Consider the following 25,139-nt stretch of genomic DNA (forward strand, 5'->3'; position numbering starts at 1 on the left):
CCATTTCGGCATAGTCTGGCCCACCATGGGCCACTATCGCAGCAACGTCCGCGACATCGAGTTCAACCTGTTCGAGACGCTGGCGCTGGAGAAGGTGCTCGCCACGGGTGAGTTCTCCGATCTCGACGGGGATTCGGTGCGGCAGATGCTGCACGAGGCCGCCAAGCTGGCCGAGGGCCCGCTGGCCGAGGCCTTCGCCGAGACCGACCGCACCCCACCCACGTTCGACCCGGCCACCCACGTCGTCAGCATCCCGGAGCCGTTCAAGAAGACGTTCCGGGCCTGGCGCGACGGCGAATGGTCGCGGGTCGGCATGGTCTCCGACATCGGCGGTGTGCCGGTGCCGTCGATGGTCGAATGGGCGATCAACGAATTCGCACTGGGCGCGCAGCCCGCGGTGTTCCTGTACTCGGCAGGCCCCAAGATGGCCGACATCCTGTACGCGATCGGCAATGAGCAGCAACGGCATTGGGCCTCGCTGATGATCGAGCGGGACTGGGGTGCCACGATGGTGCTCACCGAACCCGACGCGGGCTCGGACGTCGGTGCAGGCCGCACCAAGGCCGTCGAGCAGCCCGACGGCACGTGGCACATCGACGGCGTCAAACGATTCATCACCAACGGCGACGGCGACGACCTGTTCGAGAACATCGTGCACATGGTGCTGGCCCGGCCCGAGGGGGCCGGCCCCGGCACCAAGGGGTTGAGCCTGTTCATCGTGCCCAAGTACCACTTCGACCCCGACACCGGAGAGCTCGGCGATCGCAACGGCGCGTTCGTCACCGGCCTCGAGCACAAGATGGGTCTGAAGGCGTCGGCGACGTGCGAGCTGACGTTCGGCCAGCACGGCACCCCGGCGGTGGGCTGGTTGGTCAACGACACCCACAACGGCATCGCGCAGATGTTCAAGGTGATCGAGTACGCGCGAATGATGGTGGGCACCAAGGCGATCGCGACCCTGTCGACCGGCTACCTGAATGCGCTCGAGTACGCCAAGTCGCGCGTGCAGGGCGCGGACCTGACCCAGATGACCGACAAGGCGGCGCCGCGGGTGAGCATCATCCACCACCCCGACGTGCGACGAGCGCTGCTCACGCAGAAGGCGTACGCGGAAGGGTTGCGGGCGCTCTACCTCTACACCGCCGCACACCAGGACCCGACGGTCGCGGCGGTGGTGTCGGGGGCCGACGCGTCGATGGCCGACCGCGTGAACGATCTGCTGCTGCCGATCGTCAAGGGCGTGGGTTCGGAGCGGGCCTACCAGTGTCTGACGGAGTCGCTGCAGACCCTCGGCGGATCGGGCTTCCTGCAGGACTATCCGCTCGAGCAGTACATCCGCGACGCCAAGATCGACTCGCTGTACGAAGGCACCACCGCGATCCAGGCGCAGGACTTCTTCTTCCGCAAGATCGCCCGCGATCAAGGGGGCGCGCTGCTGCACGTGGTGACGCAGATCCGAGGGTTCCTCGACGACGGGGCGGCCCGCCCCGAGCTCGCCGACGGCCGCGCGCTGCTCACCACGGCGGTCGCGGACGTACAGGCGATGGTCGCGGCGATGACGAAATACCTGATCGATTCGCAGCAGGACCCGCGCCAGCTCTATCGGGTTGGCCTGGAATCGGTGCCGTTCCTGCTCGCCGTCGGCGATCTGCTGCTGGCTTGGCAGTTGCTGCATCAGGCCGAGATCGCGCTGACCGCGTTGGACGGCTCGCCGAGCGCACGCGATCGCGACTTCTACACCGGGAAGGTGGCGACCGCGTTGTTCTTCGCCAAGAACATGCTGCCGGGGCTGACGGCGCGGCGGGCGATCCTCGAAGCAGTCGACCTCACCGCCATGGACGTCCCCGAATCCGCGTTCTAGGGTCCCGTTTTTTTGGCGACCAGACGCGAACTCGAGCTTCCGGCGGCGTGTCGTGCTCGAGTTCGCGTCTGGTCGCGAGAAGAAGGTGACCCCTCACGCCGCGATGAGTTCCCGCTGCCGCCCTGGTCTGCACCCACGTGACCAACGAACAGGACATCCGCACCGTCATCGACCGCTGGATCGACGCGATCCGCGCGCGTGACATCGACGGCGTCATCGCCGCGCACACCGACGACATCGTGCTGTACGACGTGCCCCCACCCGACGAAGGTGTCTACGGCATCGACGCTTACCGCAAGACCTGGCCGGAGTTCTTCGAATGGGTCGCCGGCGGCGCGGTGATGGAGCTGGTCCGTCTCGACGTCATCGCCGACGGCGCAGTCGCTTACGCGTACGGGTTGTTCCGCGCCGGTATGCCCGAGGACATCGCGGCCCACCCGGAGCGGAGGCTGCGCAGTACGTTCGGCATGCGCAAGATCGACGGTGCGTGGGCTATCGCGCATGAGCACCACTCGATGCCGCACACCTCTTAGGCGCGAGCAGACGCGAACTCGAGTGGACACGCCGAGAAACCACTCGAGTTCGCGTCTGGTCGCCGGGAGACCTACGCCGGGGTGTAGCCGAACGGCAGCAGGATCGACTTCGGCTCGCAGTACGCCTCGATGCCCTCGGTGCCGTTCTCGCGGCCGATGCCCGAATTCTTGTACCCGCCGAACGGGGCGCCCGGATCGAAGGCGTACATGTTCACCGCGTACGTCCCGGTCCGGATCCGACGCGCGATCTTCAGCGCCCGATCGTTGTCCGTCGTGTACACCGAACCGGCCAGCCCATAGACGGAGTCGTTGGCGATGCGCACCGCGTCGTCCTCGTCCTCGTAGGGGATCACCGCCAGCACGGGCCCGAAGATCTCCTCCTGCGCGATCGTCATTGAGTTGTCGACGTCGGCGAACACCGTCGGCTGCACGTACCAGCCGCTGTCCAGCCCCTCGGGCCGTTCCCCGCCGACCACCACGCGGGCGCCTTCCTCGACACCCTTGGCGATGTAGCCCTCCACGCGTTCGCGCTGCTTCTCGCTGATCAGCGGGCCGATCATCGCGGCCGGATCGGTGGGCAGCCCCGGCAGCATGCCCGACACCGCCGCCGACAGCTTCTCGACCACCTCGTCGTAGCGCGACCGCGGCGCGAGGATGCGGGTCTGCCCCACGCACGCCTGCCCGGAGTTCATCAGCCCGGAGAACACCAGCATCGGCAGCGTGGAGTCCAGGTCGGCGTCTTCGAGGATGATCGCCGCGGACTTACCGCCCAGTTCCAGCGTGCAGGGCTTCAGCTTCTCGGCGGCGATCTTGGCGATCTCCTTGCCCACCGCCGACGACCCGGTGAACGTGAACTTGTCCAGCTCCGGGTTGTTGGTCAGCGCGCGGCCCGTCTCCGGACCGCCCGGCACGATCGACAGCACGCCCTCGGGCAGCCCGGCCTCGGCGAAGGCCTCGGCCATCGCGAACACCGACAGCGGGGTCTCGGCGGCGGGCTTCAGCACGATCGTGCAGCCGGCCAGCAGCGCCGGGCCCAGCTTGTTGGCGGCCAGGAAGAACGGCACGTTCCACGCGGTGACGGCACCGACCACACCGATCGGCTCGCGGACCACCAGCGTCTGCCCGTAGATGCCGTCGCGGATCTCTTGCCACGTGAACTTGTCGGCCGCGCCGGCGAAGTACTGGAACGCCGACATCGCGGCGCCGTACTGCATCATGTCGACGATCGTCGGCGGCTGCCCGGTCTCGGCGGCGAGCAGGAACTTCAGCTCGTCGGCCCGCTCCTCGAGGATCTTGACCGCACGGGCAAGCACCTCCTGGCGCTCGGCGGGCGACATCTGCGGCCACGGGCCTTCGTCGAACGCCTTACGCGCGGCCGCGCAGGCGGCGTCGACGTCGGCGGCAGACGCCAGCGGGACCTTGCCGACCAGCTCACCGGTGGCAGGGGAGTGCACCTCGATGACGTCCGAGGTGGCCGGCTCGACCCACTTACCGCCGATGAACAACTTGTCCCACTCGGTCCGGAATGCGGTGCTCTGTGTCATAAACATCACACTACCTACCGAAAGCGGGAAGTAGAACCTGTTGCAGTTCCCGGATTCAGGCGGGTGACAACACCAGCACCAGGTTGCTCACCGCGAACTCCCGCAGTCCGGGCACCTTGGTCACGTTCCAGGCCCATCGCGGGTGGTAGCGCGGAAATGCGGCGACGAGCGCGCCGGTGCCGTACGCCCAGCGCAGGCCGTCGCGCGCGTATACGGCGAACAACGACGAGCCGTAGTCGTTCTTGGGCCGGTGGCCGTGTCTGCGGGCGTATCGGTCGGCAGCCCGGCGGCCGCCCAGGTAGTGCGTGAGGCCCATCTCGTGTCCGCCGAACGGCCCCAGCCACACCGTGTACGACAGCACCGCGAGCCCGCCGGGCCGGGTGACCCGCAGCATCTCCTCACCCAGGCGCCACGGCTGGGCGACGTGTTCGGCGACGTTGGAGGACAGGCACACGTCGACGCTGTCGTCGCGGAACGGCAGCGCGGTGCCGGAGGCGCGCACGAACGTCCCCGCCCGGCGGTGGCTGCGCGGCTCCGCGGCGTGCATCTCCCGGGGGTCGGGTTCCACGCCGATGTAACGCATCCCAGCGTCGGTGAACGCCGACGCGAAGTAGCCCGGGCCCCCGCCGACGTCGAGGACGGTCCGGCCGGCGGCGACGCTGCCGGTGACGCCGGTCCAGAGGTCGGCGACGAGTGAGACGGTGTCGTCGGCGAGCGCGCCGTAGAACCGGTCCGGGTCGCTCTGTTCGAAGCGGAACGCCGAGAGCAGGCGCAGCGAGCGCGCCAGCGTCGCGCGCCGGGCGAACAGTTCCGTAGCGACCACCCGGCCACCCTAGGCACACCGCTAGTCTGAACACCGATGTCCGCCCCCGTGAACTCCGTGCTGCTGTTGTGCTGGCGCGACACCGGGCACCCACAGGGCGGCGGCAGCGAGACCTATCTGCAGCGCATCGGTACCCATCTCGCGCAGTCGGGGGTGCGGGTCACGCTGCGCACCGCCCGCTACCCGGGGGCCGCCCGGCGCGAGGTCGTCGACGGCGTGGAGATCCAGCGTCGCGGCGGGCCGTATTCGGTGTACGTGCGGGCGGGGCTGGCGATGGTGGCCGGCCGGCTGGGTGTGGGCCCGCTGCGCCGCGCCAAGCCCGACGTCGTCGTCGACACGCAGAACGGCCTGCCGTTCCTGGCGCGCCTGGCCTACGGGCGGCGCGCGGTCGTGCTGGTGCACCACTGCCACCGCGAACAGTGGCCGGTGGCGGGCCCGGTGAAGAGCCGCATCGGGTGGTTCGTCGAATCGCGGCTGTCGCCGCGGCTGCATCGGCGCAACCAGTACGTGACGGTGTCGCTGCCCTCGGCGCGGGACCTGACGGATCTGGGCGTGCGCGCCGACCACGTCGCGGTGGTACGCAACGGCGTCGACGATGCGCCGCCGGCCTCCCTGACGGCGCCCCGGTCGGTGACGCCCCGCGTCGTCGTGCTGTCCCGGCTGGTGCCTCACAAGCAGATCGAGGACGCGCTCGACGCCGTCGCGCGGCTGCGCGACCGGATCCCTGGCCTGCACCTGGACGTGGTGGGTGGCGGTTGGTGGGCGCAGCCGCTGTTCGACCACGCGGAGGAACTGGGTATCTCCGACGCCGTGACCTTCCACGGCCACGTGGACGACGCAACGAAACATGAACTGTTGCAGCACAGTTGGGTCAACCTGTTGCCTTCTCGCAAAGAGGGCTGGGGGCTCGCGGTGATCGAGGCCGCCCAGCACGGGGTGCCGACGATCGGATACCGCTCCTCGGGCGGCCTGTCCGATTCCATCGTCGACGGGGTGACCGGGGTGCTGGTCGACGACGTCGACGATCTGGTCGACGGCCTGCACCGACTGCTGACCGACCATGTGTTGCGCGAGCAGCTCGGCGCGAAAGCGCAGGTGCGCAGCGCAGACTTCTCCTGGGAGCAGAGCGCGGACGCGATGGCGGCTGTGCTCGGCGCGGTACAGACGGGTCGGCGGGTCAGCGGGCTGGTGTAGCCGCCTCTGCCCGACGAGTTCGTCTGCCGCTCAACATCATTGCCGCCAGTCCCGCGCAGAGCTGGAGAAACCACACACCGTGTGCGGCCAGCGCCACACCGCGGTGCGGCGCCGGCCGGCCGACGCCGCCGATTCGGTACACCGTCAGATCATCGGATCGGAACGCCACGGGCAGACCGAGAGTCGCGCCACCACCCTCTGCGCCCTCGATGACCAGCCAGCCCACCCCGGCGTCAGCAAGTCTGGCCTGATCCGCCCCGGCCAGCAGCAGCGCCTGAACCTCCCGGGCCTGGGCGCCCTCGCCCGGCACGACGCGGCCACCGATCGACAGGTCGCCCGTGGTCAGCACCTCCGCGCGCAGCCATCGTGGCAGCGGATCCAACACCGGAGCTGTTCCGGCCCAGGGGAATTGACGCATGCTGTCGACCGGCAGCACGGCCACCGGGGCCGGGTCGGCGTTGATGATCGCGGCGGCCTCCCGCCACGCCGGCGGGTAGTGCACCGGATGCATCCGCCCGGCCACGCCCCAGGCCAGATCGGGCAGCGTGGCGATCACCGCCGCGCAGCACACCGCGGCGGTGGCGAGCGCCGGCACCCGTGGGCGCAGCGTGATCGTGGCGGCCGCGCCGGCCAGCGCATAGGCCGGCATTGCCAGCGCCACCCACTTCTGCCCATCCCGGATCACGCCCAGCCCGGGCGCCGCGTCCAGCAGCGCCCCGACGGCCGTCAGGCCGGGTCCCGTCGCCATCAGCGCGGGCACCAGCACGGCGGCCAGGGCGACCACCAGCAGCGGCCTGGCGGCCCGGCGCCGGAACAGGACCGGCAGACCCGCCGCGACGACCGCCAGCAGCACCGCCGTCGCGACGACGGCGAACAGGGTGGTGCGGGAGGCAGGCACGGCATCGGCGTTCCAGATGCCGGCCAGGCCGGCGAGGCTCCCCAGCGTGCCGAGGCCGGGCTCGGCACGCGCGGCGAACGCGGCGACGGCGGGCCCCTGATCGACGCCGGGAGACCACCCGAGCGCCGATGCGACCAGCCACGGCAGCGCCGCCGTCGTCGACCCGGCCAGGCTCAGCGCGGCGCAGAACCACCGGGACCGGCCCGGGCCGGGGGCGGCGACGCAGGCCAGCGCGATCGCCGCCGCCATCATCAGGCCCGTCGGGGTCAGCCCGGCCACCGCGAGCCAGAAGGCCAACGCCCCGACACCCGACCCCGCGGACCGCAGCGAGAGCACGGCCGCCGCCACCCACGGGAGCGCGCCGTAGCCGACCAGCAGGCTCCAATGCCCTTGCAGAAGTCGTTCGGCGACGTAGGGGTTCCACACCGCGACGGTGGCCGCCACGCACTGGCCGGGCAGTCCGGCCTCGGGAAGCACCGACGTCACGAGGTGCGCGGCGCCCCAGCCGGCCAGCCACAGGCCGAGGATCAGCACTCCCTTGACCAGCACGCCGCCGTCCACCACGGACGAGGCGAGCGCGACGGCCACGTCCTGCGGCAGGGCACGCGGCGCGGCCTGCGTCAGGCCGAGTGTGGCATCGGTGAGATAGGAGCGCGGCGTCGACACCGCGTCGCGCAGCAGCAGATAACCCGGCCCGAGCAGCGGTGCGGTGACCGCCAGCGTGAGCACCAGCGCATAGGCCGGGGCCGCCAGCGAACGGACGCGGGAGATCAGACCGGTCGGTCCGGCGGCAGATCGGTGGGCCGCTGCGCGGGCAGCTTCTCGGTCTTGGCCTCCGCGCCGGGCACCGGCTCACCCTCGTCACCGCGGCCGCCGTAGAAGCGGCTGCTGGTGTCATCGAGGCCCGGGTCGATCAGGGTCGACTCGGCGCGCAGGCTGAACGAACCGAGCAGCGCGCCGCCGAGCAGGGCGACGATGCCCAGTGCGGTGAACGTGATCGGCAGGATGCGGCCCCACAGCGCCACCCGGTCGCGCTCGTCGGAGGCGGCGGCGACCTGGCTCTCCACCGATTCGTCGTTGGTGGTCACCGTGTAGTCGGCGAAGGTCACCTCGGGCTTGAGGGCCTCGCGTGCGTAGTAGTGGTAGCCCCGGTCGCTTTCCTTGACGATGGTGCCGGACACCGGGTCGACCCAGAACGTGCGCTGGGCGGCGTAGTACCGGGTCATCGTGATCAGTTCCTCGGGATCGCCCTCGAGCCCCCACAGGGCGGCGCGGGCGGTGACCTGGCTGTCGGCGTCGTCGTCGTACAGCGAGGCGTACTTGACGGGCTCGACGAGCTTGCCGTCGTTGTCGAAGCCGACGTTCTGCGTGAACTTGTAGGTGGTCAGCCCGTTGACGTCCTCTTCGCCGGCGTAGTTGGCGTCGTAGGCCTTCTGCGCGATCGGGTCGAAGTAGGGGTAGGTCTTCTTCTCCGTGTCGAACGGGAAGCGGTAGGCCAGGCCCTCGTGCGGCAGCGCGATGTTGGTGGGGGGGTTCTCATCCTCGATCGAGCGCGGTTTCTGCACGGCGCCGCCGGGGTTGGACTCGCTGGAGACCGCCTCGGCCGTCGCACGGTCGAGCGTCACGGTGTCGATCATCGCCAGGAGCAGACCGCGGTCGCCCTGCTGGTCCGAGCGACGGAGCGAGTCGCCGACCTGAAGGGTGACGACGTCGGCGTTGGCGGGCGATTCGACGCTGATCTGCTGCTGCATCACCAACGGGGTGTCTTTGTTGATGACGAACTTCTGCGTGCTCAGCGAGGCCGGATCGAAGACGTCACCGGTGCCGTCGCTGACCAGTGTGGTGTCGATGTCCAGGGGGATCTTGGAGATCTTGCCCTTGGTGTAAGTGGTGAGGAGCAGCGCTGCGATGAGCAGCGCGGCGCCCAGGCCCATGAGTCCGCACGCGGCAAACCTCAGCGCAACTGCGCGGTTCAATACCGTGTCTCCCTTCGCGCGCGGCAAAACCCGATCGAACCCTAACAGCACAAGTTAAGGCCGCCTCGGTGACGACGGGTTTGGCGGGACGCGAGGGGTACGCGGCTCAGGTGTCGAGCGTGATCGCAGCGACGGGGCAGACCTCCGCCGCGGCGGCGCCCTGACCGGCCAGGTCGCCGGTGAGAGGGCCCGACGTGCGCAGGATCGCGATGCCGTCGTCGTCGAGGTCGAAGAGGTCGGGTGCGGCCGCCAGGCACCGGCCGTGCCCTTCACACCGGTCGCGATCGATGTGAACCGTCATGTGGCGCTCCTTCTCATGCATTTGTCACCGGCGTGATCGGTTTCCGTCATTGCTGATGATTTCCTCAGAACATCTTGACTGAGGATACACGCGCATGTGACGATTTCATCAACTACTCGTGGAGGAGGGCAGCGCCATGTCGGTGACGCCGACCACCGACGTCCACAAGGACGCACACAGTGACTTGCACAGTGAGAAAGGCGCCCTGCGCGGCGAGCACTCTGGCCGTTCGCGGGACCCGGTCATCCGGGTCGCCGACATCGCGTGGCTGGAGTTCGACAAGCCCGACCTGGTGCGCGCGGAGGCCTTCGCGCGGGCGTTCGGATTCGGCATCGCTCTGCGCGATCCGCAGGAACTGCACCTGCGCGGCACCACAGCCGGCTCGCCGTGTGTGATCGTGCGGCGGGGGCAGCGCACTCGTTTCGCGGGGCTGGCGTTGCGAGCGGCCGACGAGGTCGACGTGCTGCGGCTGGCCGACAAGACGGGTGCCCCGGTGCATCGACTGCCGGAGACGATCGGAGGGGTGGCCGTAGCGCTGACCGACCCGAGCGGGATGGCAGTCAAGGTCGTTGCGGGAACGCTCGAGCTGCCCGAGCAACCCGCTCAACCGCCACAGATCCTCAACAACGGACCCGCCCGCCCCCGGATCAACGCGACCGTGCGTCCGCCGCGGGTGCCAACGCGCGTACAGCGGCTGGGCCATGTGGTGCTGCAGTCCACGACCTATCTGAAGACGTTGAACTGGTACCTCGACACCTTCGGGATGATCGTCAGCGACTTCCTGTTCTTCCCGGGTCAACGAGCACGTGGTCCGGCGATGAGTTTCATCCGGTGCGACCGCGGCGCCACCCCTGCCGATCACCACACTCTCGCCTTGGCGCTGGGGCCAGCCAACCAGTACGTGCATTCGGCGTATGAGGTCAGCGACCTGGACGCATTGGCCGCGGGCGGGGAGTACCTGCGCGAGCGCGGATACTTCCGGTCCTGGGGCATCGGCCGTCACATCCAGGGCAGCCAGTTGTTCGACTACTGGCGCGACCCCGACGGGTTCCTGGTCGAGCACTACGCCGACGGCGACATGTTCGACAACACGCTCGAACCCGGCTGGGCCCCGTTCACCGCATCGGGGCTGGCGCAGTGGGGACCGCCGGCGACGAAGGACTTCCTCGACGCCAGCCCCCGCGCCGCCCGCCACCAATTGACGTCCATGGTCACCGCGCTGCGCGGTGACAACGAATTCGATCTGAACCGTCTCGTCGGCCTGCTGAAAGTAGCGATCTCATGAGCACTTCCGTCCTGCGTACCTCCGAGGGCTGGTGGGTCCAGACCCCCGCCGGCGCCGCCCGTATCGCCACGTCGGCGACCACCACGGCCGAGCTGCTCGCCGACCGCGCGGCGATCGACGCGGCGGTCGACGCGGCCGCCGCCGGTGGCGACACCGTGCCTGTCGACGACCTCGAGCTGCTGTCTCCGGTGACGGCGCCGTGTCGGGTGATCGCGCAGATGACGAACTTCGAGTCCCACGTCAGAGATTCAGGCATGGACCCGAAGACGGTGCCGCTGACGTTCTTTCGCAAGTCGTCGGCGTCGATCACCGGGCCGTTCGGCGAGATCGTGCGCCCCGCGCACGTCGGGCTGCTGGATTACGAGGTCGAAATCGGCTTGGTCATCGGTCGCGACGTCCCGGCCGGATCGACGGTGACGGAGAACGATCTGCCCGGCATCATCGCGGGTCTGACGATCACCAACGACGTGTCCGCTCGCGACATCCAGCTCCCGCAAACCCAGTTCTACGAGGCGAAGTCGTACCCGACGTTCACCCCCGTCGGGCCGGCGCTGGTGCTCCTCGATGCCGCCGAGCTCGCCCGTTTCGGTGATCTGCGGTTGCGGTTGTCCGTGGGTGGCGAGGAACGCCAGAACTCCGTCGTCGAGGGCGACATGCTGTATCGGCCCCTGCAAGCGCTGCAGTCGTTGACGCGGTTCCAGGACCTGTCCGCCGGTGACCTGGTGCTCACCGGCACCCCGGCCGGCACCGCGTTGACGGCGCCGCCCAAGCCGATCGAGATGATCGGCAACCTGCTACCGCCTGCGGTCAAGTGGAAGGCGTTCTTCTCCCGGCAGGCCAAGAACCCGAAGTACCTGCAGCACGGTGACATCGTCGTGGCATCGGTGAGCACCGACGACGGAAAGATCGACCTGGGCACACAACGACTGTCGGTGCGCCACGCATGACCACCGAATCACTGTGGCCCGCAGCGCAATCACCAGACGATCTGCTAGCCATCGAGGAGATGCCGCTGGCGCGTCGCGGGCTCCCCGCGTCCACCTATGACGTCGTCCTGCGCGCCGCGCGGTTGTGGTCCGACCGAACCGCGGTCACCGTCCTGCCGGACGGGACCGACTTTCAAAGATCCGCGAGCCGAACGTTCGGGGAACTCGCCGCCAATGTCACGCGGGCGGCAAAAGCGTTGCACAGCTTGGGCGTTGGTCGACGTGATGCGGTGTTGCTGATCAGTCCCAACTGCGACGAGCTGATCACCGCGACGCTCGCCGCGCAGGCCACCGGCATCGCCGTACCGATCAACGGCTCGTTGTCGGCCGACCACGTGCTCGAGCTGGCCAGACTCTCTGGTGCGCGCGTATTGGTCACCGCTGCCCCGGAACTCGATCCGGCTGGTGTCGAACGCGCGGCGGCGCTGTCCCACGCGGGCCTGATCGACACCGTGGTCCTGGTGCGCCCCACGCTCGCAGACCTCACACCTGCGCCACCGCCGGAGGTGTCGGGCGCCGAGGTGCATCACCTGTCCACGCTGATCGAATCTCATGACGCCACGCCGCTGTCGGACGGGCTCGCCGAGGCGGGCGACCTCGCCGCGCTGTTTCACACCGGCGGAACCACCGGCATGCCGAAATTGGCTGCACACACCCACGGCAACGAAGTCGCCGACGCCTGGATGGTGGCCGTCAGCGCTGACCTCCCCGACGATGCCGTGGTTTTCGCGGGTCTGCCGCTGTTCCACGTCAACGCGCTGATCGTCACCCTGCTGGCGCCGTTGCTGCGTGGCCAGCCCGTGGTGTGGGCCGGCCCGCAGGGATATCGCGATGTGGGCCTGTACCAGAACTTCTGGCGGATCGTGGAGCATCATCGGTTGGCGGCGATGAGCGCCGTACCGACCGTCTATGCCGTGCTGTCCCAGATCCCGGTCGACGCCGACATCTCGACGCTGACCTCCGCGGTCTCGGGCGCCTCGGCGCTGCCCGACACCGTGCGTCAGGATTTCCTCGATGCCACGGGCGTCGCATTGGTCGAGGGCTACGGCCTCACCGAGGCCACCTGCGCCAGCGCCCGCAGCTTCGCCGATCACCCTCGACCCGGATCGGTGGGCCAACGGATGCCCTACCAGCAGGTGAAGGCCGTCGCGGTCAGTGAGGACGGCACCTGGACCGACCTGCCGGCGGGTCAGGTCGGCACGCTGGCCGTCACCGGGCCGACGGTCTTCCCCGGGTACGTCACCGCGCGCAGCGAGAACGGTTACGTGCTCGACGGGCGCGGTGCGTTGCGCGACGGCTGGCTCGACACCGGTGACCTCGGGTATGTCGACGTCGACGGTTTCGTCCACCTCGCGGGACGGGCCAAGGACCTCATCATCCGTGGCGGCCACAACATCGATCCCGCCGTGATCGAAGACGCGTTGCTGGCTCATCCGGACGTCACCGCCGCCGCCGCGGTGGCGCGCCCCGATACTCACTCGGGTGAGGTTCCCGTCGGGTTCGTGACCGTACGCCCGGGCGCTGCCGTCACCGCGGATGAGTTGGTATCGTTCGCCGCCGGGACGATCAGTGAACGCGCCGCAAAACCCAAGAGTGTCAGCATCATCGACTCGATACCCATGACCGATGTCGGCAAGCCCTACAAGGTGCCGCTACGTGCCGCAGCTGCCGAGCACGCACTCACTGAGGCGCTCGCCGGACAGGCAGGGGTGGTGCGAGTCACCGGCCGCGTCGCCGCGGGGGCTCCCACCGTCTCGATCGGTCTCGATCCGACCGCCGACCGCACCGCGGTGGAACGGCTGGTGAAGTCGTTCTCGGTGAACTACGAGATCGACGAGCAATGACGGGCACGACGGACAGCAGGACCCCCGAGCACGTCGCCGTGGTCGTCGTCGGCGGCGGCCCCACCGGGATCACCGCCGCCACCCTGCTCGCCCAGTACGGTGTCGACACCCTGGTGCTGGACCGATGGGCACAGGTGTATCCGCAGCCGCGTGCGGTCCACCTCGACGACGAGGTCTACCGCATCCTGGCCCGGCTCGGGGTGGCCGAGGAGTTCGCCGGCATCTCCCGCCCGGCCCACGGGCTGCGGCTGGTCGACCGCACCATGGCGGTGATGGCCGAGTTCCGTCGGGACACGGCGTTGACCCGCAACGGTTTTCCCGCCGCCAGCATGTTCGATCAACCCAAGCTCGAAGGGGTGCTCAGGGCGAATCTGGCGCGTCACCCGCGTGCGTGCTTCCGGGGTGACACGGAGGTGCTCGAGGTGGCTGCCGATGCGCGTCCGGTGCGTCTGCGGGTACGCGACCGGGTGTCCGGTGCGGAGTCGGTGATCACCGCCGACTTCGTACTCGGCTGCGACGGGGCCAACAGTCTGGTTCGCGCGGCAATCGGTACCCAGATGCGGAACCTGAAGTTCGAACAGCGCTGGCTGGTGATCGACATCGCGACCGAGGCAGACCTGCACCAGTGGGAGGGAGTGCACCAGGTCTGCGACAGCGATCGCGCCGGCACGTACATGAGGATCGGCGCCACCCGATATCGCTGGGAGTTCAGGCTTCTCGACCACGAATCGGTGGACGACTACGCGACCCTGGCCGCGGTACGCCCGCTGATCGCGCCGTGGACCCGCGGCGTCCCCGACACCGAGCTGCAGGTCATCCGCGTCGCGGAGTACACATTCCGCGCCCAGCTCGCCGACAGATGGCGGCGCGGCAACGTCTTCCTGCTCGGTGATGCCGCCCATCTGACCCCACCGTTCATCGGCCAGGGCATGGGCGCCGGGCTGCGCGACGCGATGAACCTGGCGTGGAAGATCGCCGGCGTACAGCGAGGTGACCTGTCACCCACGGTCCTCGACAGCTACGAGGCCGAGCGCCGCCCGCACGCGCGCCACATGATCGGATTGGCCCTCAACGTCGGGCGCGCCATGACCGCCGGCGGTCGCGTCGGTGCCGCCGTGCGGGCCCTCGTGCTGCCGCGACTGCCGCTGATACCCGGGCTCCGATCGAAGGTCACCGATTCACAGACCCCGGCGTTGCGCTCGTCGGCGCTGGTGCAGCGCACCCTCCGCACCCGTGGCATTGCGGGTCATCTCTGTCCGAACGTAGTGCTGGACAACGGCGTACGACTCGATGACGAACTCGGCTGCGGCTTCGGGCTGCTCTCCACCGTGGCGCCGACTCCGGCGCAGCGGGACATGGCAACTGACCGAGGCGCGCGAACGGTGTACGCGGAGCCGGGATCAGAGCTCGCCCGGTGGCTCGCCGACCACCACGTCACGGCGGCAGTGGTCCGTCCCGACCGCACCGTGATGACCGCGAGCCGCGACCTCGACACGGCATGCCGGGCGCTCACGCTGTTCCTCCCGGCCCACGCCCATCACGGAGAGGACTGACCACGTGTTCCGTCGCCCCTCGGCGGTGCCGGTCTATCGACCCGACATCTACACGCGCGCCGCCATTCTCGACCCCTACCCGCACTATCGCGCCCTGCGCGAGCTGGGGCCGGTGGTCTGGCTGCCGCGCCAGCGCCTCTACGCCCTACCCCGCTACGCGGAATGCAAGGCCACATTGCGCGACGACGGCGCCTATCTGTCCGGTCACGGCGTCGCGGCCAATCCGCTGACCAATCGGCTCTCCCGCGGCACGACGCTCAACAGCGACGGCGCCGAGCACGACCGGCGCCGCAAGCTCGTCGCCCACCGGTTGTTGCCGAGGGCACTGCGCGCGCTCGGTGACGACGTCGAGGCTCAGGCCCGGGTCCTCGTCGACGACGCGGTGCGGCGGGGCACCGTGGACGGCGTCGACGATCTGGCCACCGCGCTCCCGCTGGCCGTCGTGCCCGATCTGGTGGGCTGGCCCCGTGAGGAGCGAGCGCATCTACTCGACTGGGGTGCAGCGACGTTCGACATCCTCGGCCCGCTCAACGTCCAGGCGCTCAAAGCTCTGCCGCGTAGCCTGCAGATGCTGCGCTTCGCTCGTCGGGTGGTGCGGGACCGCAACGTGCTGTCCGGCAGCATGGCCCACGAACTGCTGGCCGCTGTCGACGAAGGCACGCTGAGCGCCGACGAGGTGCCGCCGCTGCTCATCGACTACATCGCGCCGTCACTCGACACCACGGTCAGCGCGATCTCCAGCGCCCTGCGCCTGTTCGCCACCCATCCCGAGCAGTGGCAGCTGCTCAGAGAAGAACCGCAGCGGTTGGCCAATGCGGTCAACGAGGTGGTGCGCTTCGAACCACCGCTGCGGGCTTTCGCCCGGAAAACGCTGAGCGAGAGAGACATCGGTGGCGTCACGATCCCGGCGGGCGCTCGGGTGCTGGTGCTGTACGCCTCGGCCAACCGTGACGAACGCGAATGGGATGCCCCCGATGCGTTCGACATCCGCAACGACGCCGGCCGCCACGTCGGATTCGGCAACGGCGCGCACGCCTGCGCCGGTCAGGGACTCGCCCGGCTGGAGACCACTGCGATGCTGCAGGCGCTGATCGACCGCGTCGAGCGCATCGAGCTGGTCGGCGAACCCACCTGGGCGGTCAACAACATCATCCATCGCCACGAGCACCTGCCGGTGCGGCTCGTCCCGAGCGCTTGAGAACCCGAGCCGACCACGTACCGGAAGGACCATGCCCATGCCTGAACCAGAAATCTTCGATGTCATCGTCGTCGGTTTCGGCCCGTCGGGAGCTGCCGCAGCCAATGCCGCGGGCGCGCTCGGTCTGCGCACGTTGGTCGTGGAACGCGATCTGGCGATCTTCGACCGCCAGCGCGCCATCGCACTCGACGACGAAGCACTGCGGGTCATACGTGGACTCGGCTTGTTCGATGAGGTCACCGCCCACATGCACCTCGGCGTGACGGCCCGGTTCGTGGGCGTCGACGGAAAGCCCTTCCTGTCCACGCCCTCGGGCCCAACGAGCTACACCGGTTACCCATTGGCCAATTTCTTCCACCAACCCGCACTGGAACACGCTCTGCGCGAGGGTCTGGAGCGATTCTCCTGCGTGCAGATCAGGCCAGGGCAGACCGCGTCGTTACTCGAACAAGGCGAGCATGCGGTGACTCTGCAGTTGACCGATGAACAGGGCAACACGGACCTCGTCAGCGGGCGGTACGTGCTTGCTTGCGACGGAGGCAGCAGCCCCTTGCGTAAGCAGCTCGGAGTACCGTTTGCGGGCAGCTCGTATGCCGAACAGTGGATGGACGTCCAGGCGCGCGTCAAACGCCCGCTGCACCGCCCCCCTCACTTCGACTTCGTCTGCTCCCCGGAGCGTCCCGGGGTCAGGTGCCCGTGCCCGGGCGGTTACTACCGGTGGGAGTGGCGCATCAACCCCGGGGAAGACGCCGATGCCATGCTCAGCGAGGACAACATCTGGCGAATGCTGGCCGCCGAAGGCGTCACTCCCGACGACATCGAGATCGCGCGGACATGGTCCTACACCTTCCACGTGCGTAAGGCGCAGCGGTGGCGGGTCGGACGGATTCTCCTACTGGGTGACGCCGCCCATGTCATGCCGCCCTTTGCCGGGCAGGGGATCTCGGGTGCCTTCCGCGACGCGGCCAACGTGGTGTGGAAGATCGACGCCGTCATTCGGGGCCGCGCCAGCGACACGCTGCTCGACACATATCAAACTGAACGCGAGCCGCATCACGACGCCATGACCCACCGCGCGGTGACATTCGGCAAAGTGGTCATGACCGCACGGCCTTCTGTTGCCCGGTTACGCGACAAGGCGCTGCGGACGGTGACCCGAATCCCCGGAGTGATGGCGGCGCTGGTGCGCCGCGTCGGCGCACCGACCCCGTTGGGACCCGGATGCCTTGCGGCACAACGTCACAACGAGTTGATCGGATACCTCGTCACCCCGGCACGGGTCGCATTGCCCGGTGTCCGATCGGTCTACATCGACGACGCCCTCGGGACCGGCTGGGCCATCCTCGGGCTCGACGTGGACCCGCGCGACACCATGAGTGAGACCACAGCGCAGGCATGGGAACGCGTCGGGGCTCGGTTTCTCACGATCCGCCTAGGGACATCTGTGGTGCAGCGTGACGAGATCGGTGATCCAGCGGGGCAACTGTGGGACGCCATGGTCGCCCACAGGGCCAACTATCTCGTGGTGCGACCCGACAGGTATGTCTATGCAGCTACCGAACACGGGTACGAGATCGGTACACCGATGTTCGCCTCCTCCGAACGTCCGCACAGAGCGCCGGTGCACTACCTCGACCGATCCACAGGTTAGCGGCCCGAGAATGACGACGATCTACGTCGCCGTATCGGTCATGTACGCGCTGATGTGTCTCATACCGGCCGCGATGAAATTGAGCGGTACGGAGAAGATGCGTATCGCCGCGCAGCACCTCGACATCGCGTGGCCGCGGTACCGGCTGATCGGCGTACTGGAGCTGGCTGCAGCTGCTGGAGTGATGATCGGCGTGTTCGCCTCTCCCGCAGGGTTACTCGCGGCAATCGGCATGGCTGTGCTGCTGATCGGAGCCGTGATCGTGCACCTTCGCGCCGGGGACACCATCGGTGACTACGCCGCAGCTCTGCTGTTCCTCGCCGCCTCGGTGGGTTACCTCGCGGTGTGGGTGAGCGCGGCACCTCGACCATGACACCTGCCGCGCCAGAAGGAGCATTGCAATGTCCGCCCGGTCACACCACCCTTGCCGGCCGTGATGCAGAACTGCCCACCACGCGGGCAGTGAGCCGCACGTTCGGTATCCGCGCGGTCTATGCCGGCGTCATCGACCGCCACAGTCGCTGCTACTGCGGCTCGTCCCCGCCTGACCCGCTGTCGGATGCTGCAGCCGAGATTGCTGTCAGGGTCGTCCGCGCGACCCTGAACGCAATCTCGCACACAACACCCAGCAAGGGCGCGTCCCGCCCTGTGCCTGGTGCCACCGTCGGGTCCGGCAGACTGGTCGCCGTGACGTCCCCGCAGTCGGCAGAAGTCGGCGGCAGGCGCAGCTTCCTGCCCGCCGTCGAAGGTCTGCGCGCCTGCGCGGCCATCGGCGTCGTCGTCACCCACGTCGCGTTCCAGACCGGGCACACCACCGGCGTCACCGGCCGGCTGCTCGGCCGTTTCGACCTGGCGGTCGCCGTGTTCTTCGCGCTGTCGGGCTTCCTGCTGTGGCGCGGCCACGCTGCCGCCGCCCGCGGGCTGCGACAACGCCCCGCCACCTCCCACTATCTGCGATCCCGCTTCGTCCGGATCATGCCGGGCTACCTCGTCGCCGTCGTGGTGATCCTCACCCTGCTGCCCGACGCCAAGGCCGACGCCACGGTGTGGCTGTCCAACCTGACGCTGACCCAGATCTACGTGCCGCTGACGCTGACAGCCGGGCTGACGCAGATGTGGAGCCTGTCGGTGGAGGTCGCGTTCTACATCGCGCTGCCGTTCCTGGCTCTTCTGGTGCGCCGGGTCCCGGTCCGTGCCCGCATCCCGGTCATCGTCGCCGCCGCCGTCGCGAGCCTGTTCTGGGTGCGCATCCCGTTCGATCCCGACTCCGGGCACAACCTGTGGAACTGGCCGCCGGCGTTCTTCTCCTGGTTCGCCGCGGGCATGGTGCTCGCCGAGCTGACCGTCTCGCCGGTGGGCCTGGCGCACCGCATGGCGCGACACCGGGTGCTGACGGGTGGCATCGCGGTGGCCGCGTTCCTGGTGGCGGCCTCGCCGCTGGCCGGCAGGGAGGGTCTGCAGTTCGGCACGATCGGCCAGGTCACGATGAAGACCGCGATGGGCGCGATCGTGGCGGGTGCGCTGCTGGCGCCGCTGGTGCTCGACCGGCCCGACACCCCACACCGGCTGCTCGGGCACCCGGTCATGGTGACGCTGGGCCGCTGGTCCTACGGCCTGTTCGTATGGCATCTGGCTGCGCTGGCGATGGTGTTCCCGATGCTGGGGGAGTTCGCGTTCAACGGCCACTTCCTGCCGGTGCTGCTGCTGACCGTGGGCTTCGGGTTCGCGATCGCCGCCGTCAGCTACGCCCTGGTCGAATCACCGTGCCGCAATGCGTTGCGACGCTGGGAGCGGCGCAACGACCCCACGCCGCTGGACAGTGCGGTCGACGACGTCACCGAGCCTGCCGTCGCACGCTAGTCCGATTGCGCGGCCCGCGCGGCGACCTCGTCGCGCACCGCCGACCTGCGTGCCTTGCCCGCATCGTCGCGCAGCGGCCGATCCACGAACTCGATGGTGCGCGGCATCTTGTAGGGCGCGAGCCGCTCGGCCAGGAACACTGCGACCTCGTCGGTATCCAGCCCCGGCGCCTGCACCAGAACGTAGGGCACCTGCCCCAGATCCTCGTCCGGGACGCCGACCGCGAGGCTGGACAGCACGCCGGGATGCTCGGCCAACGCCGACTCGATCTCCGCCGGGTAGACGTTGCGGCCGCCGACGGTGAACATGTCGACGCGACGGTCGGTGAGGTAGAGGAAACCGTCGGCGTCGAAGTAGCCCAGATCGCCCAGTGACTCCCAGCCGTCGCGGCTCTTGGCGGTGCTACCCACATACCGGTAGGTGGGCGCCGAACCCGGGTTGCGGCGCATGTAGATCTCGCCGGGCACCCCGGGCGGGCAGTCGTTGCCGTCGTCGTCGAGCACCCGCATCGCCCCGGCGACCACCACCCCGACCGAGCCCGGATGCTGCAACCACTGCTCACCGTTGATGAACGTCAGCGCCTGTAACTCGGTGCCCCCGTACAGCTCCCAGACCGCCTGCGGCCCCAGCAGATCGATCCAGGCGCGCTTGACCGCCGGCGGACACGGCGCCGCGAGATGCCAGAACCGGCGGATCGACGACAGGTCGTAGGCATCGGGGTTCTCCCGGTACACCGGCAGCAGGCGCTGCATGATGGTCGGCACCGTGGTCAGGAACGTCACCCGGTGCTCGGTGACCAGTCGCAGGAATTCCCCGGGCTCGAACCGCGGCATGACGACCAGGTGATGTCCCTGCAGGAGGCCCACCGCGAAGGTCGTGAATCCGGTGTTGTGGCTGAGCGGCACCGAGATCAGCGAGACATCGCCGGGCTCGGCCCCCAGCGGGGTGCCGATCGTGGCCGGAATCCGACTGTCGCCCCCGGCCTCGATCAGCTTGGGTCGTCCGGTGCTGCCGCCCGAGGCCATCGACTTCCACACCGGTGACACCGACTCCGGCAGAGGTGCATCCGAAAATCCCTGCGCCACATCGATCGTCGTGTCGATCGTGACGCCGGTCGGGTCGGGCCGGCCGATCAGCACGGCCGGGCGGCGCAGTTGCAGCAGCGCAGCCAGCTCGGCGTCGGGTAGCCGAGCCGACAGCGGTTGAGGTACCGCGCCCAGCTTCCAGCAGGCCAGCACCGCATAGACCCAGTCCAGCGAGTTCGGCAGCACGATCGTCACGTAGTCGCCGACGCCGACACCCATCGATGCCAGACCGCGCGCCAGCCGGTTGGTGGCCGCGTCCAGGTCGGCCCGGGAGATGGTGACCCCGGCGCATGTCACGGCGGGCGCATCCGGTTCCTGGGCGGCGAGCGCCGAGACCTGGGTACTGATCGGGGGGACGGCAGAGCTCATGTCAGGCATTGTGCGGGGCGGACGTGTCCCCGCGGCGGGGAACCGCGGAGACCGCGACGGCCACGACGGAGAGCAACGCCAGGAACTGTACCCACGGCGAGTGGCCGACATACCCGTCGACCGAGCGCCACGGGTGCGTGCTGAGCACCGCGCCCGCCACCGTCAGGCCTCCGGCGGCCGCCGCGACGGTGACCTTGTCCCAGAATGACTCTCGGCCTCGCAGCAGGAAGCGCGCGGTGAACGCGCCCGCCATCGGAACGGCGCCGACAGGACCTGCGATCACCGTCGCGGCCACCGTCGCGGCGATCCCGACGGCGACCAGGCCCGGTGACCACGGTTGCGCGGGCGGGCCGGGTGCCCGGCGCCGACGCACCGGGATGAGAGCCAGCGCGGCCAGGAGCGGCAGCAACGCCAGCCCGCCGACCAGACCGGCCCGGTACGGGGTGTTGGCGGTGAACTCCAGCGTCACCGCACCGCCGGCGCCCGGCGGCAGTAGCCAGCCCTGCTGCCAGCCGTTGACGGTGATGGCGCGCAGCGTCGTTCCGTCCGGTCCGCGGGCCGACCAACCGGGGTTGATGCTCTCGGGCACCACCAGGACCCGTTCCCGGTCCGACGGCGCGACGCCCACCTGCCGGCGATCGTTGGCCCAGTGCTTGGTGTCGACGGATTGCTCTGCCGCGGAGCGTATCTCGCCGGATTGCGGCGTAGCGAGCGCGACGCCGTCGACGACGAGAGCGGGACCGGGGCTGATCACCAGCTCCTGCTGTCCCGCGGGTAGCGCGATGGGCCCGGTGCGACAGGGCTGCGCCGGTATGGGGGCGTCTGAGAGCAGGGCGCCGACGGTGGTGCGGACGGAGGTCTGGATGAACTGTCCGGCGACGGCGATGATCGGGCCCTGGCCGCACCCGAGCGTCACGGCGCGGCTGCGGTTGGCGGTCGCATCGGCGGCACCGATCGGCCGGCCCCGCGGATCCAGGGCGACGACCTCGGCCAGACCCGGCGGCTTGAGCTGATCGAAACCCAGTGCGGTGCGGTCGATCACGTCGTGCCAGTCGAGAAGGGAGATCGTGATCGTGTCGGTCACCTGGGTTTTCAGCCGCAGCGTCTCGGTGCCGTCGGTGAGGCGACGCACTTCGGGTCCGTCACCCAGGTCGACGGCGATCAACGTCGGGTGCGCAGGCAGCGTCGATTCGCTCGGCGTCACCCGCAGAGACGAAACGGGCTGTGCTGAGGGCAATTTGAGCACCAGGGTGGCGGGGGAGCGGGGTTGGGTCACCCGCTGGGGTGCTGTCCAGGAGGTAGTGGGGTCACCGTCGGTGGCCGCGTACGCCGAACCCTGTACGTCGATCAGGTCGGAGTCGCCCCCGGCGCGGGTGGTGTCCGGCTCGGCGATCAGGTCGGCGAGTTTCGGACCCTGGCGGGCCCGCACCCACACCGTCGGGGTGACCTCCGTCGGGCTCGGCACCGTGAGCGTGCGGCTCAGGTTGACCGGCTCCTCGGAGGCCAGCGCCATCGCGGCTGCGCACCGCAGGCCGGTGCCGCTCGCGGCGCAGCCGAGACGGCCCAGCAGTTCTGTACCCAGATCCCATTGCGCCACAGCGGAACCAGCCGGTGGACCGGGCACCCCGACGGTGTGGCGCAGATTGACCGGATGGGCGAAGCCGTTCGCGTCGTACTGGGTGACCGACAGGTCGGTGATGCCGAACTGCACGCCAGGGGCACCGTCGTCGGTGGCGACGGCGGTGATCCGCACCCACGGCGATTCGCCGTACGGCAGCGCGACAGTGAGGGGCTTGCCCGGCTCGTCGAACCGCACGGTGCTGGTGCCGGTCACCGTCGACACCTCGACACGACGGACCTGCGCGCCGAGCGCGGTGGCGCTCGGGGTCAACGTCAGGGTCGCGTTGGTGACCGGATGGTCGAAGTCGATCTGCAGCCACTGCCCGATCGCGCTCTGCAGCGAATTGGACACCCAGCTGGTCGACGAGTCGCCGTCGATCGCCGCGGGCGGTGCCGTGGCCGGTGAGACATTCGGTAGCGCAGTGGAATCCGAGGCCGCACTCGACACCGTGATCCGGCCGCCGGCCCACGCCCCCTCGACGGGCGTGGCGCCCCGCGACGGGTAATCGGGCACCCGATTGAAGGTGTTCCGGGCATCGCCGGGGGCGCGGACCGCCGAACTGTGGTCGTCGACCCGCCCGTAGTCGGTCTCCCGCGCCATCGGGGTGTCGGTGACCGTGACGAGCGGGGCCGTCAACCCGGCGCGCAACGCATCCTGGGTCAGCAGGGCCGGGCCGAGCGGGGGCCGGCCGGTCAGGCGACGCCGCTCGTCGAGGCGCAGTAGTGATTCCGGGGCACCGTCGACGCGCGGCATGGCGTCGGCGTCGACGACGTAGGGTGCCATCGCGTCCGGGGGCCCCGCGACGCGGTAGATCTCGACGGCCGGATAGCGGGGCCGCAACCCGCTGTCGGTGATGAAGCCCTCCAGGGTGCCCGGACCCACCGGGTCGCCGAACTCGGCGACCTTGGTCAACCCGGGAGAGCCGTCGATGGCGCGGTGCACCAGGATCGGGCGCGCCGACCGGCTGTCCTGATCCAGGTCGTTGCGCACCACCACATAGGAAATGCCCTGTCGGACAAGAGTGTCGGCGAGACCCGCCGACGGCCGGCCGGAGGCGAAGAGTCGCTGCACCGAATCGAGTGCCCGGATCGTCTCCGGCGGTGTCAGCGGGATGGAGTCGCGTACACCCCATGCGCTGTCGCCGAGTACCTGCAGCGGCTCGTCGTGGCTGTTGCCCCACACCTGCGTGGCGAACGGCGCGCCCGGGGCGACCAGGACGCGGCCCCCGGCGTCGTGGTCGTCCAGCCATGCCGCCGTGTCGTGCCAGTACTGCGGGATCGCGTCGAAGGTCCCCGGCGGCGTCAGCCGACCCGTCCACGCCAGCGACGTCGCCGCGACCAGCGCCGCCAGCACCACGACACCGACGGCGACCCGCTTGTCGTCCTCCAGATGGGCGAACGCACGCCGCCACACCGGCCGCGGCACGCTGCCCGGCAGCGGAATCCGCCCCAGCAGGTGCGCGATCCCGAGCGCGAGGGGCAGCCGCAGCAGCGGCTCGAGCTTGTGCAGGTTGCGCAGCGGGGTGCCGTCACCGTCGAGGAACGCCTGCACCTGCAGTGCGATCGGCGAACCGAGCCCGCCCGAATACCCGGCGGCCAAAAGGACCACGCCGACCAGCAGCATCGTCACCAGCCGCCCCCTGGCCGGCATGCTGCGCAACGCCAGGCCCGCCAGGCCACCCGCCGCGACCAACGTCGTCGCCAGCACGGCCGCCGAACCCGTCACCAGCGTCGACCCCGCGGTCGCGGTCGGCGCCACGTACGGGGTCCACGCGCCCGTGCCGCGCAGCATCTCGGTCAGCGACATCCACTGGGTCGTCACCCCCGACGACTCGATGAAGTCGAGGAACGGCGGGCTGATGCGGCCCAGCTGCAACAGCGCGACCACCCACCACGCCACCGCGAGCGCCACGCACGGCAGCCACCACGCCACGAACCGCCGCCACGTCGGACCCGGCCGATGGCACGCCAGCCACACCACGGCGCACAGGCACGCCGTCAACGTCGCGACCGCGTTGACCGCGCCCATCAACGCGACCGCCATCGCCGAGCGGGCCGCCAACAGACGCACCCGCGAGTCCCCCTGAAGCGCGAGGATCACCGGCAGCAGCACCCACGGCGCCACCATCATCGGCAGCGTCTCCGACGAGATCGCCCCGATCGTCGTCAGCACCCGCGGCGACAGCGCGAACGCCAGCGCGCCGATCACCCGCGAGGTCGTCGTGCCGATCCCCAGGGCTTCGGCGACACGCAGCAGCCCCCAGAACCCGGCGACCAGCAGCAGCGCCCACCACAGCCGCTGGGTGATCCAGCCCGGCACCCCGAGCAGGTCACCGGCGAGGAAGAACGTGCCGTGCGGGAACAGATAGCCGTACGCCTGGTTCTGTGCCTGCCCGAAAGGCAGCTCGCTGTTCCACAGCGTGAACGCCCGCGTCAGGAAACGCAGCGGATTGGCGGTGAGATCGAGCTTGGTGTCCGGAGAGACCTGGCCGGGGGACTGGGCGAACGTCAGGACCAGCGCTGCCGCAGCGGCCACCCACAACCAGCGCCGCGACAGC

18 protein-coding genes are annotated in these 25,139 nt (G+C 69.5%); 11 read left to right on the forward strand and 7 right to left on the reverse strand.

Features of this window, described 5'->3' with window-relative positions:
• Positions 1 to 25 precede the first annotated feature (25 nt).
• The gene (locus DMB80_RS06410; protein ID WP_111509086.1) at positions 26 to 1,861 is read left to right on the forward strand and encodes an acyl-CoA dehydrogenase; all 1,836 of its coding nucleotides are present in this window, start codon (positions 26 to 28) and stop codon (positions 1,859 to 1,861) included.
• 137 nt (positions 1,862 to 1,998) lie between these two features.
• On the forward strand, positions 1,999 to 2,394 hold the full coding sequence (locus tag DMB80_RS06415; RefSeq protein ID WP_111509087.1) for a YybH family protein: 396 nt from the start codon (positions 1,999 to 2,001) through the stop codon (positions 2,392 to 2,394).
• Positions 2,395 to 2,465: 71 nt separating this feature from the next.
• Here the strand turns inward: DMB80_RS06415 and DMB80_RS06420 are convergent, their stop codons facing one another.
• Complete coding sequence (locus tag DMB80_RS06420; protein WP_111509088.1) at positions 2,466 to 3,938, reverse strand: aldehyde dehydrogenase; 1,473 nt, start codon at positions 3,936 to 3,938, stop codon at positions 2,466 to 2,468.
• Positions 3,939 to 3,993: 55 nt separating this feature from the next.
• On the reverse strand, positions 3,994 to 4,761 hold the full coding sequence (locus DMB80_RS06425) for a class I SAM-dependent methyltransferase (RefSeq protein ID WP_111509089.1): 768 nt from the start codon (positions 4,759 to 4,761) through the stop codon (positions 3,994 to 3,996).
• 36 nt (positions 4,762 to 4,797) lie between these two features.
• On the opposite strand from DMB80_RS06425, the gene DMB80_RS06430 reads away from it, so the two are divergent.
• Entirely contained in the window at positions 4,798 to 5,955 is a 1,158-nt protein-coding gene (locus DMB80_RS06430; RefSeq protein ID WP_111509090.1) for a glycosyltransferase family 4 protein, read from the forward strand.
• Here DMB80_RS06430 and DMB80_RS06435 read toward each other — a convergent pair.
• The 3 genes from DMB80_RS06435 to DMB80_RS06445 form a co-directional block, all read right to left on the reverse strand.
• A complete protein-coding gene (locus DMB80_RS06435) occupies positions 5,939 to 7,624 on the reverse strand; it encodes an MmpA family trehalose lipid delivery protein (RefSeq protein WP_476703724.1) in 1,686 nt (561 codons plus the stop codon). The two genes, DMB80_RS06430 and DMB80_RS06435, sit on opposite strands and share 17 nt — an antisense overlap.
• A complete protein-coding gene (gene pgfA, locus DMB80_RS06440; RefSeq protein ID WP_046366128.1) occupies positions 7,624 to 8,829 on the reverse strand; it encodes a cell envelope lipid trafficking protein PgfA in 1,206 nt (401 codons plus the stop codon). The genes DMB80_RS06435 and pgfA overlap by 1 nt, the downstream gene beginning before the upstream one ends.
• 106 nt (positions 8,830 to 8,935) lie before the next feature.
• Complete coding sequence (locus DMB80_RS06445) at positions 8,936 to 9,130, reverse strand: ferredoxin (RefSeq protein ID WP_111509220.1); 195 nt, start codon at positions 9,128 to 9,130, stop codon at positions 8,936 to 8,938.
• 136 nt (positions 9,131 to 9,266) lie between these two features.
• Between DMB80_RS06445 and DMB80_RS06450 the strand changes: the two genes are divergently transcribed.
• The 8 genes from DMB80_RS06450 (at position 9,267) to DMB80_RS06485 (ending at position 19,507) form a co-directional block, all read left to right on the forward strand.
• Positions 9,267 to 10,415, forward strand: a complete 1,149-nt coding sequence (locus tag DMB80_RS06450) for a VOC family protein (RefSeq protein WP_111509221.1) — start codon at positions 9,267 to 9,269, stop codon at positions 10,413 to 10,415.
• Positions 10,412 to 11,362: a fumarylacetoacetate hydrolase family protein gene (locus DMB80_RS06455; RefSeq protein WP_111509092.1), complete on the forward strand. Its 951-nt coding sequence runs from the start codon at positions 10,412 to 10,414 to the stop codon at positions 11,360 to 11,362. Before DMB80_RS06450 ends, DMB80_RS06455 begins: the two co-directional genes overlap by 4 nt.
• On the forward strand, positions 11,359 to 13,245 hold the full coding sequence (locus DMB80_RS06460; protein ID WP_111509093.1) for an acyl-CoA synthetase: 1,887 nt from the start codon (positions 11,359 to 11,361) through the stop codon (positions 13,243 to 13,245). The genes DMB80_RS06455 and DMB80_RS06460 overlap by 4 nt, the downstream gene beginning before the upstream one ends.
• Positions 13,242 to 14,798, forward strand: coding sequence for a bifunctional 3-(3-hydroxy-phenyl)propionate/3-hydroxycinnamic acid hydroxylase MhpA (mhpA, locus tag DMB80_RS06465; protein WP_111509094.1), 1,557 nt, complete (start codon positions 13,242 to 13,244; stop codon positions 14,796 to 14,798). The genes DMB80_RS06460 and mhpA overlap by 4 nt, the downstream gene beginning before the upstream one ends.
• A 4-nt stretch (positions 14,799 to 14,802) precedes the next feature.
• Positions 14,803 to 15,996: a cytochrome P450 gene (locus tag DMB80_RS06470; protein ID WP_240431036.1), complete on the forward strand. Its 1,194-nt coding sequence runs from the start codon at positions 14,803 to 14,805 to the stop codon at positions 15,994 to 15,996.
• Positions 15,997 to 16,033: 37 nt separating this feature from the next.
• On the forward strand, positions 16,034 to 17,647 hold the full coding sequence (locus DMB80_RS06475) for a bifunctional 3-(3-hydroxy-phenyl)propionate/3-hydroxycinnamic acid hydroxylase (protein ID WP_162938429.1): 1,614 nt from the start codon (positions 16,034 to 16,036) through the stop codon (positions 17,645 to 17,647).
• A gap of 10 nt (positions 17,648 to 17,657) precedes the next feature.
• Positions 17,658 to 18,020, forward strand: a complete 363-nt coding sequence (locus DMB80_RS06480) for a DoxX family protein (protein WP_162938430.1) — start codon at positions 17,658 to 17,660, stop codon at positions 18,018 to 18,020.
• A gap of 314 nt (positions 18,021 to 18,334) precedes the next feature.
• Positions 18,335 to 19,507 (forward strand): acyltransferase family protein, encoded by a 1,173-nt coding sequence (locus DMB80_RS06485; RefSeq protein ID WP_111509223.1) that lies wholly within the window; start codon positions 18,335 to 18,337, stop codon positions 19,505 to 19,507.
• On the opposite strand, the gene DMB80_RS06490 is transcribed toward DMB80_RS06485, so the two are convergent.
• The gene (locus DMB80_RS06490) at positions 19,504 to 20,961 is read right to left on the reverse strand and encodes an AMP-binding protein (RefSeq protein ID WP_111509097.1); all 1,458 of its coding nucleotides are present in this window, start codon (positions 20,959 to 20,961) and stop codon (positions 19,504 to 19,506) included. The genes DMB80_RS06485 and DMB80_RS06490 overlap by 4 nt on opposite strands.
• A 1-nt stretch (position 20,962) precedes the next feature.
• Positions 20,963 to 25,138 carry an alpha-(1->3)-arabinofuranosyltransferase gene (locus tag DMB80_RS06495; RefSeq protein ID WP_205538568.1) on the reverse strand — a complete coding sequence of 1,392 codons (4,176 nt, stop codon included), beginning with the start codon at positions 25,136 to 25,138 and terminating at the stop codon, positions 20,963 to 20,965.
• Position 25,139: the final 1 nt, after the last annotated feature.

Source organism: Mycobacterium kyogaense, assembly GCF_003254575.1.
Lineage (GTDB): Bacteria > Actinomycetota > Actinomycetes > Mycobacteriales > Mycobacteriaceae > Mycobacterium > Mycobacterium kyogaense.